The organism is Pseudomonas sp. AC112 (assembly GCF_979253545.1).
In genome coordinates, this window is sequence record NZ_CEEDCM010000001.1 from 307,184 (window position 1) to 318,824 (window position 11,641).

An 11,641-nucleotide genomic window follows, 5' to 3' on the forward strand; every position below is an offset into this window, starting at 1 on the left:
TTCCCTCGATTACTTGTCCGGACTGTCGATGGTCAGCTGCTGCAAGGCAGTGGTGGTGCTGGCCAAGGGTTGGCTGCGGCCGATCCATTCGCCAGCGGTCGGAACACCGGCCCGGGATATGCGCGCAACCAGTTGGACTTCGGGGAAGTTCGACAGTTTCAACTGCGGCATCATCGCGTCGGCATCGCCCAGTTCGACGGTGATCGGCAGTTCGGCGACGGTGACACGCTTGGCCGCCAATGGCGCCGGTGGGCCACTGACCGCCCGGGCGAAGATGAACACGCTGTCGCTTGGCAAAGCGTTGGCTTTCGCCTCGGCGGACAGGTCCACGCGGACGTGCAATACGGCCTTCTGCGCGACGGTGCCGCCGCTTTCCTTGAGCTTCTCGGCAGCGCGGTCGATACCGCCTTGCAGGGCGGCGCGGGAGTTATCTTCCGGGGGCAACTGGGCCAACAGGCGATTCCAGTAGTCGATTGCCTCCTGATAACGCTGGCCTTCAAAGGCAGCGATACCCAACAGGCCGAGGCTGGTGACTTCCTTCGGATCAAGCTTCAACGCCTCGTCCGTCAGCGCTTGCACCTTGGGCGACCACTGTTTGTTGTCGGCAAAATACTGCGCCTGGGCCCACTGGCCGAGCAGTTCCGGCTGGCGACCGGCCAGGGCGACGGTGCGTTCGAAAACCTTGGCCGCATCGGCGGAGCGATCCTGGGCCATGTAGGCACGGCCAAGGAAGTACAGGCCTTCCGCCGAGTCCGGCTGGGCGGCGGCGGCGCGTTCCAGGCGGTGGGTCATGTCTTCCATGGACACCGGCGGCTGGGAGAATTCACGGGTCAGTTCGACCTTGTCGCTGGCCCCGTAATGCAGGTACAGCGCAACGCCCAAGACCGGCACCAAAAACGCCGCCAAAAATGGCAATGGCTTGCCCAGACGCGATTCGCGGGGTTTTTCCACGCCTTCGGTGTCAGCCAGCAATTCACGCGCCGCTTCGGCGCGGCCGGTGTCGAGTTGCGCGGCGTTGAGCACGCCTTCGTCCTGCTGCACTTGCAACTCGGCGACACGTTCCTGGTAGAGCGCCACGTTCAACGCGGTGCGGTCCTCTTCACGCTGGGCACGACGGCCACGCAGTACAGGGATCAACAGGAAACTCAGGGCAATCAGAAGCAGCAAGCCGGCTGCGAGCCAGAAATCAATCATCAGTCTTGGTGTCCAGCAATTGGTCGAGGCGTTTACGCTCATCTAAGGACAGCGCGTCGGAACCGTCAGTCGGTGCGGCGCGACGGCGGCGCACGATCACCGCCATCACCACCACGCCCGCCAACAACAGCCCGGCAGGGCCGAACCACAGCAGCGCGGTCTTGCCGGTGAGCGCCGGTTTGTAACGCACGAAATCACCGTAGCGGTCGACCATGAAGTCGATGATCTGCTGGTTGTCCTTGCCCTCCCCCAGCATGCGGAAAATCTCTTTGCGCAGGTCGGCGGCGATGGGCGCGTTGGAGTCGGCGATGTCCTGGTTCTGGCACTTGGGGCAACGCAGTTCCTTGGTGAGTTCGCGGAAGCGCTCGCGGTCACCGTCCTTGGCGAATTCATAAGTGTCGATGGCAGCGTGGGCCACGCCGGCCAATCCCAGCGCCAGCACCGCAGCGGCTAACAGACGCTTCATGGCTTGGCCTCATCGACCAGCGCCTGGTACTTGGCAGCCAGTTGCTCGCGCCAGACCACCTCGTCGATCACGCCGACGTACTTGTCGCGGATCACGCCCTTGGCATCGATAAAGAAGGTTTCCGGAGCGCCGTAGACACCAAGGTTCAGGCCGAGGTTGCCGTCTTCATCGCGGATATCCAGTTGGTACGGGTTATGGAACTCGGCCAGCCATTTCAAGGCTGCGGCGTTGTCGTCCTTGTAGTTGATGCCATAGATCACCACGCCCTTCTCGGCCAGCTTGTTCAACACCGGGTGCTCGACGCGGCAGGAGATGCACCAGGTGCCCCACACGTTGACCAGGGCGGGTTTGCCCAGCAGGTCGGCCTGGGTCAGGGTCTTGTCGCCCTGCACCGTTGGCAGGCTGAACGCCGGGAACGGCTTGCCGATCATCGCCGAGGGCAGCTCGGCCGGGTCCAGATAAAGACCGCGATACAGGAACACCGCCACCACCAGAAACATCGCCAGCGGTACCACCATCAACCAACGCTTCATGCCGCCGCTCCCTGCAGGCCGAGGGCTTCACGCACCCGGCTCTTGACCTTGACCCGATAACGCCGGTCCATCGCGGCCAGCAAACCGCCGAAACCGGTGAGCAAGCCGCCGAACCAGATCCAGCGCACGAATGGTTTGACGTGCACCCGCACCGCCCAGGCGCCCTCGCCCAAGGGTTCACCCAGCGCCACATAGAGGTCGCGGGTGAAACCGGCATCGATACCGGCCTCGGTCATCATCGAACTCTGCACGGTGTACAGGCGTTTTTCCGGGTGCAGCACGGCGATTTCCTTGCCGTTACGGACGACGCGCACCGTGCCTTTGTCTGACGTGAAGTTCGGCCCTTCGAAGTGCTTGGCGCCTTCGAAGATGAAGTGGTAACCGGCCAGGTCCATGGACTCGCCCGGCGCCAGGCGCAGGTCGCGCTCGGCGCTGTTCTGGCTGGAGAGCACCACGCCCAGGGCGCACACGGCGATGCCGATATGGGCGATCTGCATGCCCCAGTAGCTGCGGGTCAGGGTTGGCAGGCCTTTGATCAGGCCTTTGTGGCGGGTCTTGTCGAAGAGGTCGCGCACGCCGGCCAGCAATACCCAGGCGGCGAGCAGGAAGGTCGCGAGTACCGCCCAGTTGAAGTCGCCGTAGGCAAACCCGGCGATCACCGCCAAGGCCACGCTGCCGAGCAGCACCGGCATCAGCATGCCGGCCAGCCATTTGACTGGCGTGTCTTTCCAGCGCACCAGCACGCCGACCGCCATCACCACCATCAACAGGCCCATCAATGGGATAAACAACGCGTTGAAGTACGGCGGGCCCACGGACAGCTTGGCGCCGCTCAAGGCGTCCAGCACCAACGGGTACAGGGTGCCGAGCAGGATCATCGACGCGGCCACCACCAGCACCAGGTTATTGCCCAGCAACAGGGTTTCCCGCGACCACAGGTTGAAGCCGACCTGGCTCTTGACCACTGGCGCGCGCAACGCAAACAACGTCAGGGAGCCGCCGACCACAAACAGCAGGAAGATCAGGATGAACACGCCGCGCTCAGGGTCGGACGCAAACGCGTGCACCGAGGTGAGCACGCCCGAGCGCACAAGGAATGTGCCGAGCAGGCTGAGGGAAAACGCCGCGATGGCCAGCAGCACGGTCCAGCTCTTGAACACGCCGCGTTTTTCAGTGACGGCCAGCGAGTGAATCAGCGCCGTGCCGACCAGCCAGGGCATGAAGGAGGCGTTTTCCACCGGGTCCCAGAACCACCAGCCGCCCCAACCGAGTTCGTAATACGCCCACCAGGAGCCAAGCGTGATACCAATCCCGAGGAAGGCCCAGGCGACGATGGTCCACGGCCGCGACCAGCGCGCCCAGGCCGCATCGAGGCGCCCGCCAAGCAAGGCGGCGATGGCGAAGGCGAAGGCCACCGAGAAACCGACGTAACCCATGTAGAGCATCGGCGGGTGCACGATCAGGCCGATGTCTTGCAGCAGCGGGTTGAGGTCATGCCCGTTCGCCGGGATCTGCGGCAGGATGCGGCTGAACGGGTTGGACGTCATGATCAGGAACAGCAGGAAGCCGATGCTGATCATGCCCATCACCGCCAGCACCCGCGCCAGCATCACTTGCGGCAGTTGGCGCGAGAACACCGACACGGCAAAGGTCCAGCCGCCGAGGATCAACGCCCACAGCAGCAGCGACCCTTCGTGGGCGCCCCACACGGCGCTGAACTTGTAGTACCAAGGCAGCGCGCTGTTGGAGTTATTGGCCACGTAGGCGACGGAAAAGTCGTCGGTCATAAAGGCGTAGGTCAGGCAACCGAACGCGAACAGCAGGAACGCAAACTGGCCCCAGGCAGCCGCCTGCGCCAGGCTCATCCACAAGCGGTCACCGCGCCAGGCGCCGAGCAATGGCACTACGGCCTGGACGATGGCAAAGCACAGGGCGAGGATCATCGCCAACTGGCCCAGCTCAGGAATAAACAGTGCGGACGTCATGGCTTAGCCCTCCTTGGCAGGCGTTGGCGCGGATTGGCCGCTGTCTTTCAGGGCCTTGGTGACTTCCGGCGGCATGTATTTCTCATCGTGCTTGGCCAGCACTTCATCGGCCACCACCACGCCGTCGGCGTTGAGCTTGCCCAGGGCAACGATGCCCTGGCCTTCGCGGAACAGGTCCGGGAGGATGCCGCGGTAGGTGATGGTCACGGCCTTGTTGAAGTCGGTGACCACGAAGGTCACGTCGAGGGAATCTGCGGAACGCTTGAGCGAGCCCTTTTCCACCATGCCGCCGGCGCGGATGCGCGTGTCGACCGGCGCTTCACCATTGGCGATCTGGGTCGGGGTGTAGAACAGGTTGATGTTCTGTTGCAGGGCGCTCAAGGCCAGGGTCACGGCAATGCCGACGCCGGCCAGGATGGCAAGGATGATCAACAGACGCTTTCTACGCAGCGGATTCACTTATCGGTCTCCCGGCGCAGACGACGCGCCTCTTGTTGCAGGTAACGCTTGCGGGCCAGGATCGGCGCGGCGACGTTGAGGGCCAGCACCGCCAGGCAGATGCCATAGGCCGTCCAGACATACAGGCCGTGATGGCCCATGGCGAGAAACTCGCTGAAAGAAGCAAAACTCATCCGCGCGCTCCCAGGCTGCTTTGCACTTCGGCCTTGACCCAACTGGTGCGGGCTTCACGCTTGAGCACTTCAAGGCGCATGCGCAGCAGCAGCACGGCACCGAAGAAACAGTAGAACCCCAGCACCATCAACAGCAGCGGTGCCCACATTTCCACGGGCATTGCCGGTTTCTCGGTGAGGGTGAAGGTGGCGCCCTGGTGCAGGGTGTTCCACCACTCCACCGAGTATTTGATGATCGGGATGTTGATCACGCCGACAATCGCCAGCACCGCACAGGCCTTGGCGGCGCTGTCACGATTGCTGATCGCGTTGCCCAGGGCAATCAGACCGAAGTACAGGAACAGCAGGATCAACATCGACGTTAGTCGTGCATCCCACACCCACCACGAGCCCCAGGTGGGTTTGCCCCAGATCGCGCCGGTGACCAGCGCCACGGCGGTCATCCACGCACCGATGGGCGCGGCGCATTGCAGGGCCACGTCCGCGAGTTTCATCTTCCACACCAGGCCGACGATGCCGCACACCGCCAGCATCACGTAGCAGGACTGGGCCAGCATCGCGGCGGGCACGTGGATGTAGATGATGCGAAAGCTGTTGCCTTGCTGGTAGTCCGGCGGCGCGAAGGCCAGGCCCCAGACCAGGCCGATGCCGATCAGCAACACGGCGGCGACGCTCAACCACGGCAGCAGCTTGCCGCTGATGCCATAGAACCATTTGGGCGAGCCGAGCTTATGAAACCAGGTCCAGTTCATTGCTGTTTCCATCACGGTGGCCTCTTGTCTTGGCAAGAAGCTCTCAGGGTCTTTACTGGCTAAGGCATAACGCTTAGCCAGACCTCATTATTCGCCGACGCTGATCTTCAGGCCAGCCGCTATAGCAAAGGGTGTCAGGGTTACCGCCAGGGCGGCCAGGCTGCCAAGCCACAGGAGGTAACCGGTCGCCGGCATGCCCATGAGCGCGGCCTGCAAGGCGCCGCTGCCCAGGATCAATACCGGGATGTACAAAGGCAGAATCAGCAGGGCCAGCAACAGGCCGCCCCGCTTCAAACCCACGGTCAACGCTGCGCCCACCGCCCCCAACAGGCTGAGCACCGGCGTACCGAGTAACAAGGACAGGAGCAACACCGGCAGGCATTCGACGGGCAGGCCGAGCATCATCGCCAGCAGTGGCGAGAGCAAGACTAGCGCCAAGCCGGAAAAAGCCCAGTGTGCCAGTACCTTTGCCAGTACCAGAAGTGGCAAAGGGTGCGACGAAAGGACCCACTGTTCGAGGGAACCGTCTTCGAAATCACTGCGAAACAGCCCGTCCAGCGAGAGCAGGACCGACAAAAGCGCCGCCACCCACACCAGTCCGGGGGACAAGGTTTGCAACAGTTTAGTCTCGGGGCCGACCGCCAACGGAAACAACGCGATGACAATCGCGAAGAACACCAGCGGGTTGGCCAGTTCGGCCGGGCGACGGCACAGCAGCCGCGCTTCGCGGGCGACCAGCAGGGCGAAGACGCTCATAGCGACCACCGGCCCAGGTCAAGCTCGCGGTAGCCAGCAGGCATGCGCGCCAAGGTGTGGTGAGTGGTGAGGACGACCAGGCCGCCCTGCACGCAATGGTGGGCCAGGTGTTCTTCCAGCTGGGCCACGCCTTGTTTGTCGAGGGCGGTGAAGGGTTCGTCGAGAATCCACAGCGGCGGGCCCGGCAGGTACAAACGCGCCAGGGCCACGCGGCGCTGTTGGCCGGCAGACAGGGTGTGACAGGGCACGTCTTCGAAGCCCTTGAGGCCGACAGCGGCCAGGGCCTGCCAGATGGCGTCGCGGGACGCGGGATGATGCAGGGCGCTGAGCCAGCTGAGGTTTTCTTCGGCGGTGAGCACGTCCTTGATGCCGGCGGCGTGGCCGATCCAGATCAAGTTGCGCGCAAGTTCGGTACGTTGCTCGTGGAGGGGCTTGCCATTGAGCCGAACTTCGCCTGCCGTCGGCTGCATCAGCCCGGCCAACAGGCGCAGCAAACTGGTCTTGCCGCTGCCGTTGGGGCCGCTGACCTGCACCATGTCGCCACCCGTCAGCCGCAGTTCGAGGTGCTCGAACAACAGGCGCAGGTCGCGTTCACAGGAGAGCGCTACGGCTTCAAGAAGAGGGCTGGTCAAAAGATCGCGGGCCTTTACGGTTCAAGTCGGCGGTGCAGCGGCCGTTAAAGAGAAATGCACAATAACGGCTTTGGCGACCGATTTTAGAGAGCTGGATCAAATAGTTGTGAGGTTTTTACCGCTCTCTTTGCAGACGGGCGGCATTATACATGTGATGCCCTACTCTAAAGAGGGCAATTTCCCCAGAGACGACGCGCGCGATGACCGGTGAGATCAACCTTCCTACGCTTCCACCCGCCCCGGCAGCCGGGCCCGGCCCTGCGCCTGCGGCCGGCGAGTTGCTAAAACTGCTGGAGCCGCAGATCGGCCTGATCGACCCCGGGAAAACCGCGAACGCTGAAGTCATCGCCCTGAAACAAGGCGGTGAAGCCTTCCAGTTACTGCTCAAACTGACCCTTGAAGGCGGTCGCCAGACACTGGTGCAGGCGAGCAGCCCGCAGCCGCTGCCGCTGGGCAGCAATGTCGCCGTGAGCCAGACGCCTGCGGGCAACCTCACCCTGAGCTTGCAACAGGCCTTGAGCGCCAATGTCGCCGCCCTCACCCGCATCGACACGAACCAGATGCCGGTGGGCTCGCTGCTTCAGGCCAAGGTGCTGACCACCCAGATGTTGCCCCAGGGCACGGTGCAACCGGCGATCTATCGCTCGCTGGTTACCGTGCTCAACAGTGCCCTGGCGGGCGCGACCCTGACCGTGGAAAGCCCGCAACCCCTGCGCGTCGGCAGCTTGCTCAGCGCCGTGGTGCAAAACGCGCAGACCCTGAGCTTTGTGCCGCTGAGCGGGCTCAAGGATCAACTGGCCGTCACCCAGCAACTGTCAACCCAGCAAAGCCGCCAAGGCTCACTGGACGCGGTGTTCACCGTGCTGCAGAACCTGCCCCGTGGCGACAGCACCTCCGCCGACCTGCGCGCCGCCGCCGACCGTCTGCTGGCCGCCTTGCCGGACCTGGCCCAGGTCAGCAATCCCAAGGTGCTGGCGCAAGTCATCCAGAACAGTGGCGCCTTTTTGGAAGCCAAGCTGCTGGCCGGGCAAAACCCGCAGATCCCACCGCTGGACATGAAAGGCGCGCTGCTGCGCCTGGTCGCGGACTTGCTGCCCGCCCTGCCCGCCAGCACCAATATGAATGCCATCCTCGCCGCCAATACCCTGGCCCAGGTGCTTCCCAACTTTGTGCGCAGCCCCCTGAACACCCTCGGCCAAGTCAGCGCCCGGCAGCTGCCCGCCGGATTCCCGCTGCCCGAGCGACTGATGGCGAAGCTTGAAGGCGAAGGCGACCTGGAAAACCTGCTGCGCCTGGCCGCCGGGGCCATCTCGCGGTTGCAGAGCCACCAGCTGTCGAGCCTGGAACAGACCGGCACCACCGCCGACGGCCGCCTGCAGACCACTTGGCAGCTGGAAATCCCGATGCGTACGTTGCAGGACATCGTGCCGCTGCAGGTCAAATTCCAACGCGAAGAACCCGCACCCGACAAGGACCAGCCCGAGCGCAAGGACAAGAAGGACGCCAAGCAAATGCTCTGGCGCGTCGAACTCGCCTTCGACATGGAGCCGTTGGGCCCGTTGCAGGTCCAGGCGCAATTGAGCCAGGGCAAACTGTCCAGCCAGTTGTGGGCTTCCCGGCCTTTCACCGCCAGCTTGATCGAAAGCCACTTGGGCAACCTGCGCGAACGCCTGGTGACCTCCGGCATCAACGTCGGCGACCTCGATTGCCACCTCGGCACACCGCCGCGCGGGCCTAAAACCGGATTGGAGCAACGCTGGGTGGATGAAACCGCATGAAGAACCCGACGCCACCGCGCCAGGCGATTGCCCTCAAGTACGACGGCCAGCAGGCGCCGACCCTGACGGCCAAAGGCGACGATGCCCTGGCCGAAGCCATCCTTAAACTGGCGCGCGAGAATGAAGTGCCGATCTATGAAAACGCCGAGTTGGTAAAGCTGCTGGCGCGCATGGAGTTGGGCGACAGCATTCCGGAGGAGTTGTACCGCACGGTGGCCGAGATCATTGCGTTTGCGTGGACGTTGAAGGGCAAGTTCCCGGTGGGCTATGACCCGAATGCAGGGCCGGTGGAGAGGGACGTGACGGAGCGTGGGGATGACTACTGACTCACCGACAACACAAAACTAACTGTGGGAGCGGGCTTGCTCGCGAAAGCGGTGGATCAGTCCGCACATTTAGTGGCTGAAACACCGCATTCGCGAGCAAGCCCGCTCCCACATTTTTGATCTGTGTTCAGTTCAGGACTTCACTGAGCGGGATGAAATTGACGGTATCGCCGATCTCCAAGGTCGTGCCTTCCAACACCTCCACAAACCCTTGCGCCCACGCCGCACTGCGCAGCACGCCGGAGCTTTGGTTGCGGTAGATGATCGCCTTGCCCTGTTCGATCCGCCCGCGCAGGTATTCACGGCGGTTGCCTGGCTTGGGCCAGACAAACCCCACCGGCACTTCAACGCGCAGCGGCTCGACGTCTTGGACGCCTTGGCGGCGCAGCAGATAAGGGCGTGCCAGCAGCGCGAAGGTCACCAGCGTCGAAGCCGGGTTGCCCGGCAGGCCGATCACCGGCACGCCACGGAAGTGGCCGAAGGTCAGCGGCTTGCCCGGTTTGATCGCCAGTTTCCACAACGCCAACTCGCCCTCCTCACGCAGGGCGATGCCGAGGAAGTCTGCCTCGCCCACCGATACACCGCCCGTGGACAGGATCAGGTCGACCGCGCCCAGGCCTGCCAGGCAGTTCCGGGTTTTCTCCAGGTCATCCGGCAGGATGCCCGCGTCGATCACTTCACAGCCCATGCGGGTGAGCCATGAGCCCAACACCCGACGGTTGCTGTTGTAGATCTGCCCCGGCCCCAGCGGCAAACCGGGCTCGATCAACTCGTCGCCCGTGGACAGCACAGCCACCCGTGGGCGGCGGATCACGGCGAGGCGGTCATGGCCGAGGGAGGCGGCCAGGCCCAGCTCGATCGGGCCCAGGCGCGTGCCGGCCGTGAGCACTAACTCGCCGACGGTGGTTTCCTGGCCTTGGGGGCGGATGTTCTGGTCGATGTGCAGGGCTTCGGTGAAGCTCACGCGCTCATCGGCGTGTACCACCGCATTTTCCTGCATCTCGACACAGTCGGCCCCTTCGGGCACCGGGGCGCCAGTGAAGATGCGCGCGCAGGTGCCGGCAGCCAGGGGTTGTGGCGCCTGGCCGGCGAAGATGCGCTGGCTGACCACCAGGGGTTCACCGGTCCAGTCCGCCAGGCGCACGGCATAACCGTCCATGGCGCTGTTCGGCCACGGCGGCAGGTCGAGGGTGGAGGCCAGGTCCTGCGCCAGTACGCGAGCATCGCAGTCCGCCAGGGCCAAGGTTTCCTGCTCGCGGATCGGCGCGGCCGCGGCCATGGCCAGCAGTTGTTGCAAGGCGTCTTCCACCGGCATCAGGGCGCCGGTCTTGCCGGGCTTACCCACGGGATTCACAAGGCTCGGCCTGTTTCAGGTGCGGCACGAAATTGCACGGGCGGTGACGGTTGTCCAACTGCTCGGCGAGGATGCCGTCCCAACCGGTGCGCACCGCGTTGGTGGAACCCGGCAGGCAGCAGACCAGGGTGCCATTGGCCAGGCCGGCCAGGGCGCGGGACTGCACGGTGGAGGTGCCGATGTCGGCCACGGAGATCTGGCGGAACAGTTCGCCAAAGCCGTCGACCTGCTTGTCCAGCAGGCAACTGACCGCCTCGGGGGTGCTGTCGCGGCCGGTAAAGCCGGTGCCGCCGGTGATCAGCACGACTTGCACCACGTCTTCGGCGATCCAGTGGGCGACCTGGGCGCGGATCTTATAGAGGTCGTCCTTGAGCAGCACGCGCTCGGCCAGGAGGTGGCCGGCGGCGGTGAGGCGGTCGACGAAGACCTGGCCGGAGGTATCGGTTTCGAGGGTGCGGGTGTCACTGACGGTCAGTACAGCGATGTTCAGGGGTACGAAGGGCGCATCTGCCTTGGCTTTCATGGCACGGTCCGGTTGTCGAAGGAACAGCCCGATGTTATATCACAGGCCCCTATTTACCTGCCGCAGCGGAACCGCCATGTCGACTGATTCTTCACCCCTGCCCTGCTCGATCCTGCTGCTGTCGGGTGGGCGCGGCCAGCGCATGGGCGGGCAGGACAAAGGCTTGCTGGAGTGGCGCGGGCAACCCTTGATCGCGCACTTGCAGCGCCTGGTGCGCCCGTTGACAGACGATCTGATCATCTCGTGCAACCGCAACCATGACCGGTACGCGCCGTATGCCGACCAACTGGTGAGCGATGACAGCCCGGACTTTCCCGGCCCGCTCGCCGGCATTCGTGCAGGACTGGCCGCCGCACGCCACGCGCATCTTCTGATATTGCCGTGCGATGTGCCGCAAATGGATGCCCGATTGCTCGCCGAGCTGCGTGAGACCGCGCAGCGCGATCCATCGCTGCCGGTGATGGTGCGTCACGGCGAATTCTGGGAACCCTTGATCTGCATCATCCCAACCCCTCTGCAGGCAGAGGTAGAACAGGCCTGGCATGCCGGTGAACGCAGCCCGCGAAAGATCTTCCTGCAACTGGGTGCCGTGGCGCTGGAATGCGCAGCGAATGACTCGCGCCTGGACAATCTCAATACACCTGAGCTATTGCACCCAAGGTCTGACGTGTCAGAATGAACTTTCGCACAAGGAACTTTGGCGGCGTCGC

The 11,641-nt window shown here is 63.9% G+C and carries 14 protein-coding genes; 3 read left to right on the top strand and 11 right to left on the bottom strand.

All coding sequences use genetic code 11. The features are described from left to right. Positions 1 to 9: 9 nt before the first annotated feature. The 9 genes from ccmI to ccmA form a co-directional block, all read right to left on the bottom strand. On the bottom strand, positions 10 to 1,194 hold the full coding sequence (gene ccmI / locus AC0IYN_RS01535) for a c-type cytochrome biogenesis protein CcmI (protein ID WP_471840343.1): 1,185 nt from the start codon (positions 1,192 to 1,194) through the stop codon (positions 10 to 12). Next, complete coding sequence (locus AC0IYN_RS01540; RefSeq protein WP_078047592.1) at positions 1,187 to 1,660, bottom strand: cytochrome c-type biogenesis protein; 474 nt, start codon at positions 1,658 to 1,660, stop codon at positions 1,187 to 1,189. The genes ccmI and AC0IYN_RS01540 overlap by 8 nt, the downstream gene beginning before the upstream one ends. Beyond that, a complete protein-coding gene (locus AC0IYN_RS01545; protein ID WP_016978490.1) occupies positions 1,657 to 2,193 on the bottom strand; it encodes a DsbE family thiol:disulfide interchange protein in 537 nt (178 codons plus the stop codon). Before AC0IYN_RS01545 ends, AC0IYN_RS01540 begins: the two co-directional genes overlap by 4 nt. Next, positions 2,190 to 4,178 (bottom strand): heme lyase CcmF/NrfE family subunit, encoded by a 1,989-nt coding sequence (locus AC0IYN_RS01550; protein ID WP_471840345.1) that lies wholly within the window; start codon positions 4,176 to 4,178, stop codon positions 2,190 to 2,192. The genes AC0IYN_RS01545 and AC0IYN_RS01550 overlap by 4 nt, the downstream gene beginning before the upstream one ends. A 3-nt stretch (positions 4,179 to 4,181) precedes the next feature. Next, on the bottom strand, positions 4,182 to 4,637 hold the full coding sequence (ccmE, locus tag AC0IYN_RS01555; RefSeq protein WP_406597693.1) for a cytochrome c maturation protein CcmE: 456 nt from the start codon (positions 4,635 to 4,637) through the stop codon (positions 4,182 to 4,184). Then, complete coding sequence (ccmD, locus tag AC0IYN_RS01560) at positions 4,634 to 4,810, bottom strand: heme exporter protein CcmD (protein ID WP_010211791.1); 177 nt, start codon at positions 4,808 to 4,810, stop codon at positions 4,634 to 4,636. Before ccmD ends, ccmE begins: the two co-directional genes overlap by 4 nt. Then, positions 4,807 to 5,562 (bottom strand): heme ABC transporter permease, encoded by a 756-nt coding sequence (locus tag AC0IYN_RS01565; protein ID WP_071488491.1) that lies wholly within the window; start codon positions 5,560 to 5,562, stop codon positions 4,807 to 4,809. Before AC0IYN_RS01565 ends, ccmD begins: the two co-directional genes overlap by 4 nt. An 87-nt stretch (positions 5,563 to 5,649) precedes the next feature. Next, positions 5,650 to 6,318 (bottom strand): heme exporter protein CcmB, encoded by a 669-nt coding sequence (ccmB, locus tag AC0IYN_RS01570; RefSeq protein WP_025857894.1) that lies wholly within the window; start codon positions 6,316 to 6,318, stop codon positions 5,650 to 5,652. Then, positions 6,315 to 6,950 (bottom strand): cytochrome c biogenesis heme-transporting ATPase CcmA, encoded by a 636-nt coding sequence (gene ccmA / locus AC0IYN_RS01575; RefSeq protein WP_406597691.1) that lies wholly within the window; start codon positions 6,948 to 6,950, stop codon positions 6,315 to 6,317. Before ccmA ends, ccmB begins: the two co-directional genes overlap by 4 nt. A gap of 200 nt (positions 6,951 to 7,150) precedes the next feature. On the opposite strand from ccmA, the gene fliK reads away from it, so the two are divergent. Further along, a complete protein-coding gene (gene fliK, locus AC0IYN_RS01580; RefSeq protein ID WP_406597690.1) occupies positions 7,151 to 8,728 on the top strand; it encodes a flagellar hook-length control protein FliK in 1,578 nt (525 codons plus the stop codon). Then, positions 8,725 to 9,054, top strand: a complete 330-nt coding sequence (locus tag AC0IYN_RS01585; RefSeq protein WP_034102842.1) for an EscU/YscU/HrcU family type III secretion system export apparatus switch protein — start codon at positions 8,725 to 8,727, stop codon at positions 9,052 to 9,054. The genes fliK and AC0IYN_RS01585 overlap by 4 nt, the downstream gene beginning before the upstream one ends. 127 nt (positions 9,055 to 9,181) lie before the next feature. Here the strand turns inward: AC0IYN_RS01585 and AC0IYN_RS01590 are convergent, their stop codons facing one another. Next, positions 9,182 to 10,408, bottom strand: coding sequence for a molybdopterin molybdotransferase MoeA (locus AC0IYN_RS01590; protein WP_471840347.1), 1,227 nt, complete (start codon positions 10,406 to 10,408; stop codon positions 9,182 to 9,184). Beyond that, the gene (gene moaB, locus AC0IYN_RS01595; RefSeq protein WP_003209092.1) at positions 10,392 to 10,931 is read right to left on the bottom strand and encodes a molybdenum cofactor biosynthesis protein B; all 540 of its coding nucleotides are present in this window, start codon (positions 10,929 to 10,931) and stop codon (positions 10,392 to 10,394) included. Before moaB ends, AC0IYN_RS01590 begins: the two co-directional genes overlap by 17 nt. 76 nt (positions 10,932 to 11,007) lie before the next feature. Between moaB and mobA the strand changes: the two genes are divergently transcribed. Continuing rightward, a complete protein-coding gene (gene mobA / locus AC0IYN_RS01600) occupies positions 11,008 to 11,610 on the top strand; it encodes a molybdenum cofactor guanylyltransferase MobA (protein WP_471840348.1) in 603 nt (200 codons plus the stop codon). Positions 11,611 to 11,641 lie beyond the last annotated feature (31 nt).